Annotated in this window: 16 protein-coding genes; all 16 read right to left on the reverse strand. The window is 70.6% G+C overall.

Annotated elements, in window-relative coordinates; translation table 11 throughout:
• Positions 1-96: 96 nt before the first annotated feature.
• The gene (gene atpC, locus LH044_RS06590; protein ID WP_227759005.1) at positions 97-507 is read right to left on the reverse strand and encodes an ATP synthase F1 subunit epsilon; all 411 of its coding nucleotides are present in this window, start codon (positions 505-507) and stop codon (positions 97-99) included.
• Positions 507-1,952 (reverse strand): F0F1 ATP synthase subunit beta, encoded by a 1,446-nt coding sequence (gene atpD / locus LH044_RS06595; RefSeq protein WP_255626094.1) that lies wholly within the window; start codon positions 1,950-1,952, stop codon positions 507-509. The genes atpC and atpD overlap by 1 nt, the downstream gene beginning before the upstream one ends.
• A 78-nt stretch (positions 1,953-2,030) precedes the next feature.
• Positions 2,031-3,014: a F0F1 ATP synthase subunit gamma gene (locus tag LH044_RS06600; protein ID WP_227759006.1), complete on the reverse strand. Its 984-nt coding sequence runs from the start codon at positions 3,012-3,014 to the stop codon at positions 2,031-2,033.
• A gap of 30 nt (positions 3,015-3,044) precedes the next feature.
• Positions 3,045-4,712 carry a F0F1 ATP synthase subunit alpha gene (atpA, locus tag LH044_RS06605; protein WP_227759007.1) on the reverse strand — a complete coding sequence of 556 codons (1,668 nt, stop codon included), beginning with the start codon at positions 4,710-4,712 and terminating at the stop codon, positions 3,045-3,047.
• A 1-nt stretch (position 4,713) separates the two neighbouring features.
• On the reverse strand, positions 4,714-5,241 hold the full coding sequence (gene atpH / locus LH044_RS06610; protein ID WP_227759008.1) for an ATP synthase F1 subunit delta: 528 nt from the start codon (positions 5,239-5,241) through the stop codon (positions 4,714-4,716).
• A gap of 90 nt (positions 5,242-5,331) precedes the next feature.
• Positions 5,332-5,865, reverse strand: coding sequence for a F0F1 ATP synthase subunit B (gene atpF, locus LH044_RS06615; protein WP_227759009.1), 534 nt, complete (start codon positions 5,863-5,865; stop codon positions 5,332-5,334).
• Between the two features lie 19 nt (positions 5,866-5,884).
• Positions 5,885-6,436 (reverse strand): F0F1 ATP synthase subunit B, encoded by a 552-nt coding sequence (atpF, locus tag LH044_RS06620; RefSeq protein ID WP_227759010.1) that lies wholly within the window; start codon positions 6,434-6,436, stop codon positions 5,885-5,887.
• A gap of 63 nt (positions 6,437-6,499) precedes the next feature.
• Entirely contained in the window at positions 6,500-6,790 is a 291-nt protein-coding gene (atpE, locus tag LH044_RS06625; protein ID WP_227759011.1) for an ATP synthase F0 subunit C, read from the reverse strand.
• 86 nt (positions 6,791-6,876) lie between these two features.
• Positions 6,877-7,695 (reverse strand): F0F1 ATP synthase subunit A, encoded by an 819-nt coding sequence (gene atpB, locus LH044_RS06630; RefSeq protein WP_227759012.1) that lies wholly within the window; start codon positions 7,693-7,695, stop codon positions 6,877-6,879.
• Positions 7,696-7,710: 15 nt separating this feature from the next.
• A complete protein-coding gene (locus LH044_RS06635; RefSeq protein ID WP_227759013.1) occupies positions 7,711-8,253 on the reverse strand; it encodes an ATP synthase subunit I in 543 nt (180 codons plus the stop codon).
• Positions 8,250-8,612: an AtpZ/AtpI family protein gene (locus tag LH044_RS06640; protein WP_227759014.1), complete on the reverse strand. Its 363-nt coding sequence runs from the start codon at positions 8,610-8,612 to the stop codon at positions 8,250-8,252. Before LH044_RS06640 ends, LH044_RS06635 begins: the two co-directional genes overlap by 4 nt.
• Positions 8,613-8,864: 252 nt before the next feature.
• A complete protein-coding gene (locus tag LH044_RS06645) occupies positions 8,865-9,332 on the reverse strand; it encodes a tetraspanin family protein (protein WP_227759015.1) in 468 nt (155 codons plus the stop codon).
• Positions 9,333-9,393: 61 nt separating this feature from the next.
• The gene (locus tag LH044_RS06650; RefSeq protein WP_227759016.1) at positions 9,394-10,095 is read right to left on the reverse strand and encodes an ABC transporter ATP-binding protein; all 702 of its coding nucleotides are present in this window, start codon (positions 10,093-10,095) and stop codon (positions 9,394-9,396) included.
• Complete coding sequence (locus LH044_RS06655) at positions 10,092-10,943, reverse strand: ABC transporter ATP-binding protein (protein WP_227759017.1); 852 nt, start codon at positions 10,941-10,943, stop codon at positions 10,092-10,094. The genes LH044_RS06650 and LH044_RS06655 overlap by 4 nt, the downstream gene beginning before the upstream one ends.
• Positions 10,940-13,327: an ABC transporter permease gene (locus LH044_RS06660; RefSeq protein WP_227759018.1), complete on the reverse strand. Its 2,388-nt coding sequence runs from the start codon at positions 13,325-13,327 to the stop codon at positions 10,940-10,942. Before LH044_RS06660 ends, LH044_RS06655 begins: the two co-directional genes overlap by 4 nt.
• A 54-nt stretch (positions 13,328-13,381) precedes the next feature.
• Positions 13,382-14,842 (reverse strand): ABC transporter substrate-binding protein, encoded by a 1,461-nt coding sequence (locus LH044_RS06665; RefSeq protein ID WP_227759019.1) that lies wholly within the window; start codon positions 14,840-14,842, stop codon positions 13,382-13,384.
• Between the last annotated feature and the right edge of the window lie 324 nt (positions 14,843-15,166).

A 15,166-nucleotide genomic window follows, 5' to 3' on the forward strand; every position in this document is an offset into this window, starting at 1 on the left:
GCGTACAAGTTCGACGGGTTGGCGCCCGGGCCGGGCGCGAGACGACCCGAGTCCGGCCGGATCGGCCGGGAGCTCGGGTCGTGTCGACGGGTCGGTTCAGGCGGCGTCGGCGACGGTGAGGCGCACCTCGGCACGGACCAGCGCGGCCCGGGCCTCGGGGTTCTCGGCGTCGGAGCGGAGGATCTCCTCGGCCCGCTCCTTGGCGGCACGGGCACGATCGATGTCGATCGTGTCGGCCAGCTCGGCGACGTCGGACAGGATCGTCACCCGGGTGTTGCCGTCGGCGTCGGGAGGCGAGACCTCGACGAAGCCCTGGTGCACGGCGATGACCTGCTCGGTGCCGTCCTCCATCTGGAGGCGGACCGGGTGCGTGGCCAGGACCCCGATGAAGGGGACGTGGCCGGGCAGGAAGGCGATGTCGCCGGTGGTGGTCCGGCAGATGACCATCTTCGCCTCGCCCGAGAAGGCGATGCGCTCCGGCGAGACGAGCTCGACCTCGAGGGCCATCAGGCGCCGGCCTCCAGGTCCTTCGCCTTGCGCATCGCGTCCTCGGCGCCGCCGACGTTGAAGAACGCCTGCTCGGGCAGGTCGTCCAGGTCGCCGTTGACCAGCATCTCGAAGCTCTCGACGGTCTCCTCGACCGGCGTGAAGATGCCGGGGAGGCCGGTGAAGACCTCGGCCACGTACATGGGCTGGGCGAGGAACTTCTGGATCTTCCGGGCCCGGTCCACCGTGACCCGGTCCTCCTCGGAGAGCTCGTCGATGCCGAGGATGGCGATGATGTCCTGCAGCTCCTTGTAGCGCTGCAGCATCTCCTGGACGCGACGGGCGACGGCGTAGTGGCGCTCGCCGACGACCTCGGGGGTCAGGATCGACGAGGACGACGCCAGCGGGTCCACCGCCGGGTAGATGCCCAGCGAGGCGATGTCACGGGAGAGCTCCGTGGTGCCGTCGAAGTGGGTGAAGGCGGTGAACGGCGCCGGGTCGGTGTAGTCGTCGGCGGGCACGTACACGGCCTGCAGCGAGGTGATCGAGCGACCGCCGGTCGAGGTGATGCGCTCCTGCAGCTCGCCCATCTCGTCGGCCAGCGTCGGCTGGTAGCCCACGGCGGCGGGCATGCGGCCGAGCAGCGTCGACACCTCGGAGCCGGCCTGGGTGAACCGGAAGATGTTGTCGATGAACAGCAGCACGTCCTGGCCCTGGACGTCGCGGAAGTACTCCGCCATCGTCAGAGCGGACAGGGCGACCCGCAGGCGCACGCCCGGCGGCTCGTCCATCTGGCCGAAGACCAGGGCGGCCTTGTCGAGCACCGAGCCGGACTCGCCGAGCGCGGTCTCGCCCATCTCGATGAAGAGGTCGGTGCCCTCACGGGTCCGTTCCCCCACGCCGGCGAACACCGACACGCCGCCGAACTGGCTGGCCACGCGGTTGATCATCTCGGTGATGAGCACGGTCTTGCCCACGCCGGCGCCGCCGAACAGGCCGATCTTGCCGCCCTGGAGGTACGGGGTGAGGAGGTCGATGACCTTGATGCCCGTGGCGAACATCTGGGCCTTGGGCTCGAGCGAGTCGAACGGCGGCGCCTCGCGGTGGATGTCCCAGCGCTCGGTGTCGGCGATCTCGGGCACGTCGAGGGGCTGGCCCAGCACGTTGAACACGTGGCCGAGCGTGGCGTCGCCGACGGGCACGGAGATGCCGTGGCCCAGGTTGCGGACCGCAGTGCCCCGGATGAGGCCGTCGGTCGGCTTCATGGCGATGGCACGGACCCGGCTGTCGCCGATCTGCTGGGCGACCTCGGCCACCACGACCGTGTCGACGCCGTCGACGCTGATCGTGAACTCGAGCGCGTGGTTGATCTCGGGGACCGAGTCCGACGGGAACTCCACGTCGACCACGGGGCCGGCGATGGCGACGATCCGGCCGTCCTTCAGTTCGGTTTCGGTGACGGTCATGGGTGACTCCTGGGCTGCGATCGGTGTCGTTCGGGAGGTGGGTCGTTCGGTGAGCGAGGTCGTTCGGGTCGGCGTGCGTCAGGTCCGCGAGGGACCGGAGGCGTGGCGGTGGTCGAGCTCGAGGAACGGCTCGGTGTCGAGGTGGTGGAGGATGAGCTCGCCGGGCGACTCGCGGTCGTCGGCGAGGGCCTCGGCGCCGCCGATGATCTCCATGATCTCGGTGGTGATGGCGTCCTGGCGGACCTGGTTCATCTTCCGCGTGTACTTGAGGATGAGCTCCTCGGCGTTGTCGGTGGCCGACTTCATCGCCCGCTGGCGGTTGGCCAGCTCCGACGCCGCGGCGTCGAGGAGCGCCGCGAAGATCCGGGACTCGACGTAGCGGGGCAGCAGCGTCGCCAGCACGGCGGACGCCGACGGCTCGAACTCGAAGCCGGCGGTGGCACCGGCGTCGCCGCCCTCGGCGATCGTCGCCTCGTCCTCGAGCGGCAGGAACCGTCGGACGACGACCTCCTGGGACCCGATCGAGATGAACCGGGTGTACACGAGGTCGATGCGGTCGCACCCGCCGTTGATGAAGAGGTCCACCACCCGTGCGGCGACGGCCACGGCGTCCTCGAAGCTCGGGTTCTCGGAGAAGCCCTCGAAGCTGGCCTCGATCGAGTAGTTGCGGAAGGAGAAGTAGCCCTTGGACTTCCGACCGACGGTCACGAGCGAGTACTCACGACCCTCCGAGCGGGCGGCCTGCACCTCTCGCTCGGCGGCCTTGATGACCGACGAGTTGTAGGCACCGGCGAGGCCCCGGTCCGCCGCCAGCACGACGATGCCGACCTTCTCGACCGCGTCCACCGGACGCAGGAGCGGGTGGTCGACCTCGGCGCCGCCGGCGGCCAGGTCCTGGATCACCTGGGTGATGTGCTCGGCGTAGGGCCGGGCCTCGTTGGCCCGCTGCTGGGCCTTGACCACGCGCGTCGCCGCGATGAGCTCCATGGCCCGCGTGATCTTCTTGGTGTTGGAGACGTTCGCGATCCTCCGTCGGAGGATCCGCTCCTGTGCTCCCGGCATCTGTGCTCCCTACGTCCCGGTCGCCCGGCCTCAGACCGTCTGCTCGCCCTCGGGCAGCTCGCCCGAGTCGGTGACGCCGGCCTCGGCGCGGGTGACGTCCTCCTCGGGGAGGTGGCGGCTCGAGGTGGCGACGGTCGAGCTGGCATCGCCCTGGGCCTCGGCGGCCGGCGAGGTGCCGTCCACCGACGTGCCCTGGAACTGGGCGGCGTACGCCTTGATGGCGGCCTCGAAGCCGTCCTCGTCGTCGAGCTTGCCCGTGCTGCGGATGCCCTCGAGCATCCCGGCGTGACGGGTGCGGAACCAGTCGAGCAGGCCGTCCTCGAACGCCCGGACGTCGTCGACCGAGATGTTGTCGAGGTAGCCCCGGGTCCCGGCGAAGATCACCACGCACTGGTCCTCGACCGCCATCGGGCTGTTGATGCCCTGCTTGAGCAGCTCGGTGAGCCGGTAGCCGCGCTCGAGCTGCGCCTTGGACACGGCGTCGAGGTCGGAGCCGAAGGCGGCGAACGCCTCGAGCTCGCGGAACTGCTGCAGGTCCGACTTGAGCGTGCCCACGGCCGTCTTCATGGCCTTGATCTGGGCGGCGGAGCCCACGCGGGACACCGAGATGCCCACGTCGACCGCCGGGCGGATGCCGGACTTGAACAGGTCGTCCTGCAGGAAGATCTGGCCGTCGGTGATCGAGATCACGTTCGTCGGGATGTAGGCCGACACGTCGCCGGCCTTCGTCTCGATGATCGGCAGGGCCGTCAGCGAGCCGGCGCCGTTGGCGTCGGACAGCTTGGCGGCCCGCTCGAGCAGGCGGCTGTGCAGGTAGAAGACGTCGCCGGGGTACGCCTCGCGGCCCGGCGGGCGGCGCAGCAGCAGCGACACCTGGCGGTAGGCCTCGGCCTGCTTGGACAGGTCGTCGTACACCACGAGGGCGTGCTCGCCGTTCTCCATCCAGTGCTGGCCCATGGCGCAGCCGGCGTACGGGGCGAGGTACTTGAACGGCGCCGGATCGGAGGCCGGGGCGACGACGACGACGGTGTACTCGAGCGCACCGCGCTCGGCGAGCGTGGCCACCGTCTGGGCGACGGTCGAGGCCTTGAGGCCGATCGCCACGTAGATGCACTTCACGCCCAGGCCGCGCTGGTTGATGATCGTGTCGATCGCGACCGTGGTCTTGCCGGTCTTGCGGTCGCCGATGATCAGCTCGCGCTGGCCCCGGCCGACGGGGATCAGCGAGTCGATCGCCTTGATGCCCGTCTGCATCGGCTCGCCCACGGGCTGGCGGCCCATGATGCCCGGCGCCTGGATCTCCATCCGGCGGGCCTGGACGTTGGAGAGCGGGCCCTTGCCGTCGATCGGCTCGCCGAGCGTGTTCACTACGCGGCCGAGGACGCCGTCGCCGACCGGCACCGAGAGGATCTGGCCGGTGGCCTTGACGGTCTGGCCCTCCTCGATGGAGTCGACCTCGCCGAGCACCACGGCGCCGATCGAGTCCTCGTCCAGGTTGAGGGCGAGGCCCAGCAGGCCGGACTCGAACTCGAGCAGCTCGTTGACCGCGGCGTCGGGAAGGCCGGACACGCGGGCGATGCCGTCGCCCACCTCGATGACCCGGCCGACCTGCGTCAGCTCGACGTCGGGCGCGAAGCCCTCGAGGTTCTTCTTGATCGCTGCGGTGATGTCGGCGGTGTTGATCGTGAGCTCAGCCATCTCAGAAGGCCTCTCGGAGTTGGTTCAGGCGGGTACGGACGGAGCCGTCGATGACCGAGTCACCGATCTGGGTGACGATGCCACCCATCACGGTCGGGTCGACGACGTTGCGGACGGTGACGTCGATGTTGGTGCGGGCCTTGAGGGCCTGGGCCAGCTGGGCGATCTGGGCCTCGGTCAGCGGCACGGCCGAGCGGACCTCGGCCACCGTCTCACCGCGGGCGGCGGCCGCACGGTTCGCCAGCTCGTCGGCGATGGCCGGCAGGTCGCCGATGCGACCGGCGGTGACCAGCATCGAGGTGAACGCCACGGTCGTGCGGGTCGCCTTGCCGTCGAGCAGGTCCTCGAGGATCTGGGCTCGGCGCTCCACCGGCACGTGCGTGTCGGTCAGGGCGCCGCGCAGCTCGTCGTTGCTCTGGAGGAGCCGTCCGAGCCGGAACAGCTCGTCGGTCACCTCGGAGGTGCTGCCCTCGGCCGTGGCGATGCTGTAGGCGGCATCCGCGTAGGCGGAGATGGTTGCGTCGCTCATGTTCGTCAATCCCGTTGCGATGGTGTCGGTGTCCGTCGGGCGGTTCGATCTGCTGCTGGGTCGGTGCCGCGCGCGGCGGCACCGTGCCGGTCAGTTCTGCGAGCCGACCTGGCTGATGTACTCGTCGATCAGGCGCTGCTGGGCGGCGTCGTCGAGCGAGCCGGCGACGACCTCCTCGGCGGCGCCGAGGGCCAGGCGGGAGAGCTCGCCCGAGAGGTCGGCCGTCGCCTGGATGCGGGTGGCGGCCAGGTCGGTGGTCGCACGCTCGCGCAGCGTGACGATCTCCTGGTCGGTGCGGGTCTCGGTGTCGGTGCCCAGCTGGTCGGCGGCCCGACGGGCCTCCTCGACGATGCGGGCGGCCTCGGAGTCCGAATCGGCGAGCGCTGCCTTGATCCGGTCCCGCTCGGCCTCGGCCGCTTCACGTGCGGAGGACGCCTCGCCCAGGCGGTCGGCGACCTTCTGGGAGCGGCTCTTCAGACCGTTCTTCACGAACGGGCCGCCGAACTTCACCAGCGCGAAGGCGATGATGAGGAAGGCGAGGGTGCCCCAGATGACCTCGTTGATGTCGGCCGGGAGCCACTTGCCGTTGCTGCCCTCCGAAGCGAGGGTGATGAGTGCGTTCACGATGTTCGTTCCTCCCGGCTCAGCGCTGCCCGCCGGAGCGGTTGACGTAGTCGTCGACGGTCGCCCGGTGCGACGCCGGGTCGAGCGGGGCCTGCACGACCTTGGACGCCGCGGTGACCGCCAGGTCGGCGACGTCACCGGTCAGCTGGCCCAGCGCCGCGGCCCGCTCCTGCTCCAGCTCGGCCATCGCGGCCTGCCGCTCGGCGCCGATCTCGGTCTCGACCGCCGCGACCCGCTGGCTGCGCTGCGCCTCGGCGGCCGAACGCGCCTCCTCCAGCACGCGCGACGCCTCGCCCCGGGCCTCGCCGATCGTGGCGTCGTAGTCGCGCCGCACCTGCTCGGCCTGCGCCGAGGCGGCCTCGGCCGCCTCGTTGTCGGCCTGGACCTGCGCGTCACGCTGCGCCCGGACCCGCAGCAGCGGGGGGAGGCAGACGTAGCGCATCAGGATCCAGAGCAGGAAGAAGAACACGGCGCCCCAGAAGATCTCACCGATGACGTCGGGGACGACGGGGTTGATCTTCTCGGCGCTCTCCGCGGTCTCGGCGGCCAGCACACTCAGTTGAGCGAGCATCGGGTACTCCCGTTCCTTGGCTTCGGGTCAGTTCGTTCGGTCGGTCCTGCGGGGTTCGTCGGATCAGACGAACTTGAGCAGGATGAAGACCACGAAGCCGATGAGGGCCAGGGCCTCGGTGAAGGCGATGCCGAGGAACATCGTGGTCTGGACCTGGCCGGCCGACTCGGGCTGGCGGGCCATGGCCTGGACGGCCTGGCCGACGAGGTAGCCGATGCCGATGCCCGGGCCGATGGCGGCGAGGCCGTAGGCGAAGCCGGCGGAGGAGGCGCCTTCGGCAGCCTTCAGGCCGTCGGCGTCGATCTGATCGCCCGCCTGGGCAAGGATCCCTGCGGCGTGGTGCAGTGCGCTCATTGGATTGGGTTCTCCTGTTGCGGTGGTCTGTCGACCAGGTTGCTGTTTGAAGATCTGTTCTGACGGGCTCGTGCGGTGCGCCCGGCTCAGTGCGCCGGGTGCAGGGCGCCGCCGATGTAGACGGCGGTCAGCAGGCTGAAGATGAACGCCTGCAGGAAGGCGACCATGAACTCGAAGCCGGTGAAGGCGACGAGCATGGGGAAGCTCAGCAGCAGGACGCCGGCGAGGATGCTGGCCGACCAGAGGGTGATGCAGAGCACGGCGAAGGTCACCAGCAGGATGTGGCCGGCGAGCATGTTGGCGAAGAGTCGGACGGCCAGGGAGAAGGGCCGGATGATGAAGGTCGAGAGGAGCTCGATCGGCGTCACGAGGATGTACAGCGCCTTGGGCACGCCCGGCGGGAACAGCGCCTCCTTGAAGTAGCGCAGCCCGTTGTGCTTGACGCCGACGCCGATGAACATCACCCACGCCACGACGGCGAGCACCAGCGGGTTCGCCATGCGGGCGTTCGCAGGCATGTGCGCCGACGGGATGACCTCGAAGATGTTGCCGATCCAGATGAAGAAGAACATCGAGATGAGCATCGGCATGTAGCGCTTGCCCTCGGGGCCGATCGCGGGCAGGACGACCTGGTCCTCGACGAAGTCGATCGAGGTCTCCATCACGTTCTGCAGGCCCGTCGGGACCAGCTTGGCGTTGCGGCCGGCGAGCAGGAACAGGATCACCGGGACGATCATCGCGATGAACGAGATGAAGGTGATCTTGTTGAACTCGTAGAACGTGCCCTCGCCGAACCACGCCGGCCACTTGACGATGTGGTCGATCGGCGGGAACTGCATCCCACCGCCGCCGTCTTCGGCGGCGAGGATCGAGATCGGGGCGTTGAGCAGCGCGAGGCCGGGCATTCGGTCTGGCTCCTTCTACGGCGCAGTCGAGGACTGCGCTGCGGCTGACGTGGACGGGTCGCCCGGCTCGGACTCGTCGTCCGAGGTGGGCAGGAACGGGTTCGGCGTCGCCTGCGGCTTGAGTCCGGGGAAGGCGAGCGAGCTCGAGATGTGGCGCAGCTCCCAGAAGAGCAGGCCGAGGTGCGTGACGATGATGGTCAGCCCCAGCGGGACCAGCTCCACCCAGGGCTGGTTCCGGACCGCCAGCACCGCGACCATGATCAGGCCCAGCCGGAACAGGAACCCGAACATGGCGGCGGCGCCCATGGCGGCGGCGCCCATGCGGCCGCCCACCTGGAGCAGCCAGCCGGCGAGCAGGAAGTTCACCACGACGATGGCGAGCCCGTAGAGGGTGGACCACACGCCGTCGAGCCCCCAGAACGCCGCCGATGCGATCACGGCGATCGGCACGGCCCAGATGCTGCGCTTCACGATGTCGAGGGCCACGGCCATGGCCGGTGACGGACCCTCGATGCGGGGGCCGAGCACGCCGGCGTCCGGGTCGGCGGGGCCGCTCACGACTGCTCCCCCGGCAGCTCGTCGGCGTCGACCGCGGCGGGCCGGGCGTCGGAGCGGTTGCGGAAGTGGTACTGGCGGGCCGGCCGCTCGACGGGGATCCGGCCCTGCGCCGCGAGCTGCTCGAGCTGGCGGTGGTACGAGAAGTACATCGACGCACCGGCGCCGAGCGCACCGAAGATGGCGAGGCCGACCGTGAAGAGCGGGACGGTGTCGAACGTGCGGTCGAGCCACAGGCCGATCAGCGCCATGATCACGGGCGCGAACACCAGCTCGAAGCTGCCGGCGCTGCGGTTCAGCGACCGCGTGAGCTCGGTCTGGGAGCCCTCGGAGGGCTCGGTGTCGGTGCGATCTTCGGCCATGGTGGGAGCGTTTCCGGCGCTGCCGTCGGGACGCGTCGAACGCCGCGGACGGATGCTTGTGAAACCTTTCGCAATCTACGTGCGCCCTCGTGAGGCCGCAAATCGGACGGGCTGCGACGCTGTCACGCCGGCCCGGCCGGCGCCCCGGTCAGGGCTGTCTCCGACCTCCGCCGGTCAGGGCTGTCTCCGACCTCCGCCGGTCAGGGCTGTCTCCGACCTCCGCCGGTCAGGGCTGTCTCCGACCTCCGCCGGTCAGGGCTGGGACGTCGACGTGGGCGAGTACGCCGGCGGGACGACCTGCGGCGCCGGCGCCTCGACCGGGCCGGCGGCCCGCTCGATGGCGTCCACGATGCGGTCCGCGTTGGCGCGCTGCTCGTAGGCCGAGCGGATGAGCCAGAAGCGGAGGTACCGGGCGAGCGAGTAGCGCACGAACAGCGCGCCGCCCGCGATCACCAGGGCGATGCCCAGGAACGAGCCCTGTGCCATGTAGGCCCGCTGGTCGGCGGGCGAGTCGCCCATCAGGCCGACCTCGACCGCGCCGAAGACGGCCAGCCCGAGTCCGACCACCATCAGGATCACGCCGAGCGCCAGCAGCCGCTTCTCGCCGTCGGCGGAGCCGCCCTTGAGCTTCAGCGAGTCGATCTCCTCGCGGAACTGCGCGACGCGGGCGGTGTCGCCGCCGGGAGCCGTCGGTGCCGCCGTGGGTTCGTCGATCGTCATGTCTGGTTCGCTCCTTGTCGTTCCTGTCGTACTGCGGCGACCGCTCCGGCCACCCCGTCGTTCAGCCGCCGAGGTAGGCCGACGACAGCTCCCGTTCCACCTCGTCGGGACGACCGACCTGGCGGATCGTCCCGTTGACCATGATCGCGGCCAGGTCGGCCACGCCCAGCACCGTTCGGGCGAACTGCTCCACCACCAGGATCGACGTCCCGGAGCGTGCGATCTGCGACACGATGCCGTACAGCTCCTCCACGACCAGCGGCGCGAGGCCCATGGACAGCTCGTCGAGGAGCAGCACGGCCGGCTCGACGGCCAGCCCACGGGCCATGGCGAGCATCTGCTGCTCGCCGCCCGAGAGCGTGCCGGCGGTCTGGGTGCGCCGCTCCTTGAGCCGGGGGAACTGCGTGTAGGCGACCTCTTCGACGCGGGCGATCGAGATCCCCGCGTAGGTGGCCATGACCAGGTTGTCCCGGACGGTCAGGTTCGGGAAGATGCCCTTGCCCTCCGGGATGGTCGTCAGCCCCCGGCGGGCCAGCGAGTCGGGGCTGATGCCCGTGACGTCGCGTCCGGCGACCATCAGCTGGCCGCTCGTCGGGGCCAGCTGGCCCGAGGCCACCGCGAGCGTGGTGGTCTTGCCGGCGCCGTTGGGCCCGAGCAGCGCGACCACCTGGCCGGGCATCACCTTGAGGTCGATGCCGTGCAGCACCTCGATCGTCCCGTAGGCGGCGCGGATGCCGCGGAGCTCCAGGAGCGGTTCGGTCACGTCGGGCCTCCGTCGGTGGACGCCGAGTTGCCGTTGCCGCTCACGGCGGTCTCCGCCAGGGCCGCGGCGTCGATCAGGTCCTCGTCGCCGCTGGCCGAGCCGAGGTAGGCGGCGAGCACGGCCTCGTTGGAGCGGATCTCGTCGGGCGTGCCGGTCGCGATGACCTGCCCGAAGTCGAGCACCGAGAGGTGCTCGCACACCCGCATGACGAGCGAGATGTCGTGCTCGACGAGGAGGATGCCGAGTCCGGCCCGGGCGAGGTCGACGAGCAGGGCGCCGAAGTCGACGGTCTCTCGCTCGTCGAGTCCCGAGGCCGGCTCGTCGAGCAGCAGCACCTGGGGGCGCGCGGCGAGCGCACGACCGAGCTCGACGAGCCGGGCCTGCCCGGTGGGCAGGGCGCCGACGGGCAGCTCCGCGAGCTCGCGCAGCTGCAGGCGGTCGAGGATCAGCTCCACCTCGTCGGCGGGCGCGATGTCGGCGCCGCCCGCGAGGAACGCGGGGGCGGGCGACCGCCGGCGCGACCATCCCCGCCGGATCTCGAGGCCCACGCGCACGTTGTCCCGGACCGTCAGCGACGAGAACACCTCGAGGCGCTGGAACGTCCGGCCGATGCCGGCACGGGCCCGCTGGTGGGTGCTGAGCCGCGAGATGTCCTTGCCGCCGAGGACGATGGTGCCCGACGTGGGGTTGATCACGCCGCACACCGCGTTGAAGGTCGTGGTCTTCCCCGCACCGTTGGGGCCGATGAGCCCGCAGATGCGACCGGGGTCGACCGACAGCGTGACGCCGCCGACGGCGAGGTGGCCGCCGAAGCGCACCGACAGGTCGCGGACCTCGAGCGCGCTCATGCCCCGCCTCCGGCACCGACCCCGGCCGGCACGGGTCGCCCGGTCGGCGGCATCTCCTCCTCGTCGAGGCCGAGCGCACGACCGGCGTCGAGGGCGTCGGCCCGCGTGAGCGGCCGGTCGAGCCCCACCTCGTCGGGCGACGCGACCTCGGCCTTCTGCATGGCCTCGGGGACCACGCCGAGGATGCCGATCGCCACCCGCACCGAGAGGAACGTGAAGACGCCGATCGCGATCAGGCGCCAGCCGTTCGAGCCGATCCGGTCGGCCCACGGGAAGAAGGCGGCGAAGCCCACGACCAGCAGGAGCCAGATGGCGGTGGCCGCCCGCCTCGGCCGAGGGCCGTCGGGCGTCGAGGGCGCGAACAGGATCGGGCACAGCGGGACGACCGCGACCAGGAAGACGAGGATCGCCGCGAAGAACGACCACTTGGTGATGACGTCGGCCCTCGTGGCGAGCCAGAGGAGCGCGGCGCCGGCGCCGGCGACCACGAGCGAGGGCACCGAGTCCCCCACCGCCCGGTAGCCGGCGGCCATCTGGGGCGCGGCGCCGTCGGGCTCGCGGCCGAGGCTGATGCCCATCATCCCGGGGGTGAAGCTCAGGACGTCACGGACCGGCAGCGACACGAAGCGGAAGATGCCGATCGCGTTGGCGGCGAACACCGTCGAGGCGATCGGGATGGCGCCGAGCAGCAGGCCGCCGAAGAACGCCCCGGCGACGGAGCCGATGCCGCCGACGACGGCCAGCATCGTGATGGGCAGCGAGTTGGTGAGGCTGAAGTCGTCGGCGATGAACGTCCGGCCCGCCAGCGCGCCGCCCAGGCCGGCGATGGCGGCGGACAGCGCGAAGACGCCGACCTTCGTCGACGTCAGGTTGAGGCCGAGGGTGGCGCAGGCCACGGGCGAGTCCTTCATCGCCGCGAGCCGCCGCCCCCACGCGCTCCGGCGCAGCAGCACCAGCAGGTTGCCGAGCAGCGCGAAGGCCACGGCGAAGAGGATGAGCTGCCGGTAGTCGTTGGTGATCTGGAACCCGAAGATGTCGAGTCCCGGCACCTGGATCGACCCGCCGGGCATGACCTCGGCCTGGCCGAAGACCATCGCGGTGCAGAACAGGGCGAAGGCCGCCGTGGCCAGCGCGAGGTAGATGCCCGACAGGCGCAGCGCCGGGAGCGCCACGACCGCGCCGACGACCGCGCACAGCACGACGGCGATCACCACGCCCACCGGCGACCCCGTCGCGCCCCACGTCGCCATCGCGAGGGCGCCGATGCCGGTGAAGGTCATCTGGGCGAGCGAGATCTGGCCGGCGTAGCCGGTGAGCGGAACCAGCGACAGGGTGATGAGCGCGAAGCCGAAGCCCTTCGACACGAGGTTGAGGTCGGGCCCCGACAGCAGCGACCCCACCGCGGCGGCGACGAGCACGAGCGCGATGCCGCCCCAGATCGCGGTGACCTGCGACGGCGGCCGCACCGGCGACCGCGGCCGGCTGGCGCCCTGGGCGCGGAGCCGGGCCTCGGGCTGGATGAGGATGACCACGAAGAGCATCACCGCGGGGATCGCCGTCCGGAGGTTCTGCAGGCTGATCGGTCCGAGCGCGTACGACGGGTCGATGTAGCCGGTGGCGTAGGACTCGGCGAGGCCGAGCACGACCGCGCCCAGGAACGCGCCCGGCAGCGACCGCAGGCGGCCGACGACGGCCACGGCGTAGGCGTTGATCACGAGCAGCGTGAGCGTCACGGCGCTCAGCGTCTGCTCCGACGCGATCAGCACGCCCGACACCGCGGCGAGGCCGGCACCGAGCGCCCACGCCAGCATCGCGGTGCGGCCGGGCCGGCCGCCGTTGAGCTGGAGCAGCGCCCGGTCGTCGACGATGGCCCGCATGGCCACGCCGAGCCGCGTGCGCCGCAGCACCAGCCGCAGGCCGATCGCCACCGCGATGGCGATCACCATCGTGAGGATGCGGGAGTACGGCACCGCCACGCCGGCGATCTCCACGGTCTTGCCCGCGAAGAACGGCGGCACGGGTCGCGCCACGTCGGGCGGCCAGATCACGTTGGCGATGCCGAGCAGCGCCACCATGAGGCTGACCGTCACGACGATCTTCACCACCTCCGACGCGCCCTCGATCCCGCGCATGATCCCGCGCTCGATCCCGGCCCCGAAGAGCGGCGCCATCACGAACACGACCAGGATCACCGAGGGGATGACCGGGACGCCCCAGCCCTGGTTCACCTGCCAGTAGGCGAACGCCGCGAGCATCCCGAACGCACCGTGGGCGAAGTTGAAGATGCCCGAGGTCGTGTAGGTCACCACGAGGCCGGAGGCCGCGATGGCGTAGATGGCGGCGGTCGACAGACCGGCGATGGTGAACGTCAGGAACTTGTCCAACTCAGCTCCTCGAGGGATCGAGCGGTCGTGGCGTGGTCACGGTGGCGTCGGTCCTCAGATCGGCCGGGACGGGTCGACCGCTCCCTTGGCCGGGAGCTCCTCGGTCACGGTGGCGATGCTGCCCTCGGGGCAGTGGAAGCCGTCCTGGTCGTCACCCTTGCCGCCGATCTCGGGGTACAGGCGCTCGAACTCGCCGTCCTTCACGACCACGAGCATCCCGCACTCCGGCGGGTCGCCGCCCGGATCGGTCGGGGCGTGGGTGCCGCCGGCGGTCCAGTCCTTCTGGGCCGCGGCCTCCTGCAGCACGCAGGTGCGGTCGACGACGCCGCCGTTCTTCTCACCGCAGGCCTTCACGGCGGTGGCGAACAGCAGCCAGGCGGACGTGCTCTGCAGGCCGAGCGCGGCCTCCTTGCCGTCCGGCACGTACTTCTTCAGCGAGTCCTGGTACTGCTTGATGGCCGGCCACTTGTCGGCCTCCTCGAACGGGTGGAAGGCCAGGCGCACGACCGAGCCCTCGACCGCCTGCGGACCGGCGGAGAAGTAGTTGGCGTCGTAGACGTTGGTCTCGTTGAGCGCGATGCCCTCCCAGCCCTGCTCCTTGAGCTTGGCCATGAGGTTCGCGGCGTTCGACGGCTCGCCGATCCAGTAGAGGGACCCGGCGCCGCTGTCGATCACCTTCTGGGCGAGCGGCGTCCAGTCGGCCATGCCCGTGACCGGGTAGGACAGCGGGTCGAGCTGCTCGATGCCGCCCACCTCCTGGACGGCGGCGTCGTACTGCATGTGGACCGACTTCAGCGACGGGAGCTCGCCGGCGACGACGATGTTCTTCTTCGACTCCTCCGGGTACACCTCCTTGAAGTCCATGATCCACTGCTCGGACTTCTTGTTCGGCGGGTTGGGCAGCGGCTGCACCTGGCCGTTGGACAGGCCCTTCTCCACAGACACGGCGAACGCCGGGATATCGATCAGCTTGCACTTGTGGAAGTCCGAGCCGTCCTTGCCGGTGAACTCCATGTTGTCCTGCGTGAAGGCGCCGCCGACGAGGGCGAACACCGACGTGCAGGCCTTGGACATGGCCGCCTCGACCTGGAAGAGCTTCGCGTCGAGGTCGACGAGCTCGATCTGCAGCCCGCCGATGCCGCCCTGCTCGTTGCACCAGGCGGCGAAGGACTGGGACGCGTCCCAGACCTCCTTGTTGAGGCCCGGGCGGATCTCGGCGCCGCGGTCGTTCGGCACGCCGATGTAGAGCTTGTCGGTCCCGGTGCCGCCCTCGCCGTCCTTGACCTTCAGGTCGCCCTCGCCGCAGGGCGAGTCCATGTCGCCCCACTTCGCGCTGGTGGCCGTGCCGCCCGCCGCGGTCGTCGTGGTCGAGCCGTCCCCTTCGGCCTCCTCACCGCTCCCGCCGGACGCCCCGCACGCACCCGCGACGAGCGCGATCGCGGCGAACAGCGCGACGAGCCCCCCGATCCGGATGCGACCCCTGCGAAGGCGTCCATGAGTGAACTGACCGTCCATCTGTTCTGACCCCCTGTGAACCTGAACGTGTGCCCCTGTGCCGAACGGGATGTGCCGACGGTTGCCCGCCTCGGCCCCGGTCGCGTCCGGTGGTTTCTACCAGATGACCTCCGTCACCTGTGCCCGACGGCTCGAACCCCGGCGCCCCTGGCTGGCCGGTCCCGGAGCCGTCGGAGCCCCTGGTCGCGTTGCCGTCCCGGGTGCGGCTCTGCAACGATGGACGAAGAATCTGACAGACCGTCAGATTCACGTCAATCACCCCGCACGAAACCACCCACCGGTGGCCGTGCGCCATCCCGACGAATCTCACCAGGGGGAGCTCGC

It is taken from the genome of Dermatobacter hominis (assembly GCF_020715685.1).
Taxonomy (GTDB): domain Bacteria; phylum Actinomycetota; class Acidimicrobiia; order Acidimicrobiales; family Microtrichaceae; genus Dermatobacter; species Dermatobacter hominis.

Bases quoted from the DNA above. Each gene is read 5' to 3' on its own strand.
- atpB (WP_227759012.1), bottom strand. From the start codon at position 7,695: ATGCCCGGCCTCGCGCTGCTCAACGCCCCGATCTCGATCCTCGCCGCC.
- LH044_RS06640 (WP_227759014.1), bottom strand. From the start codon at position 8,612: ATGGCCGAAGATCGCACCGACACCGAGCCCTCCGAGGGCTCCCAGACC.
- atpD (WP_255626094.1), bottom strand. From the start codon at position 1,952: ATGACCGTCACCGAAACCGAACTGAAGGACGGCCGGATCGTCGCCATC.
- atpC (WP_227759005.1), bottom strand. From the start codon at position 507: ATGGCCCTCGAGGTCGAGCTCGTCTCGCCGGAGCGCATCGCCTTCTCG.
- LH044_RS06645 (WP_227759015.1), bottom strand. From the start codon at position 9,332: ATGACGATCGACGAACCCACGGCGGCACCGACGGCTCCCGGCGGCGAC.
- atpA (WP_227759007.1), bottom strand. From the start codon at position 4,712: ATGGCTGAGCTCACGATCAACACCGCCGACATCACCGCAGCGATCAAG.
- atpH (WP_227759008.1), bottom strand. From the start codon at position 5,241: ATGAGCGACGCAACCATCTCCGCCTACGCGGATGCCGCCTACAGCATC.
- LH044_RS06655 (WP_227759017.1), bottom strand. From the start codon at position 10,943: ATGAGCGCGCTCGAGGTCCGCGACCTGTCGGTGCGCTTCGGCGGCCAC.
- atpF (WP_227759010.1), bottom strand. From the start codon at position 6,436: ATGCTCGCTCAACTGAGTGTGCTGGCCGCCGAGACCGCGGAGAGCGCC.
- atpE (WP_227759011.1), bottom strand. From the start codon at position 6,790: ATGAGCGCACTGCACCACGCCGCAGGGATCCTTGCCCAGGCGGGCGAT.
- LH044_RS06600 (WP_227759006.1), bottom strand. From the start codon at position 3,014: ATGCCGGGAGCACAGGAGCGGATCCTCCGACGGAGGATCGCGAACGTC.
- LH044_RS06665 (WP_227759019.1), bottom strand. From the start codon at position 14,842: ATGGACGGTCAGTTCACTCATGGACGCCTTCGCAGGGGTCGCATCCGG.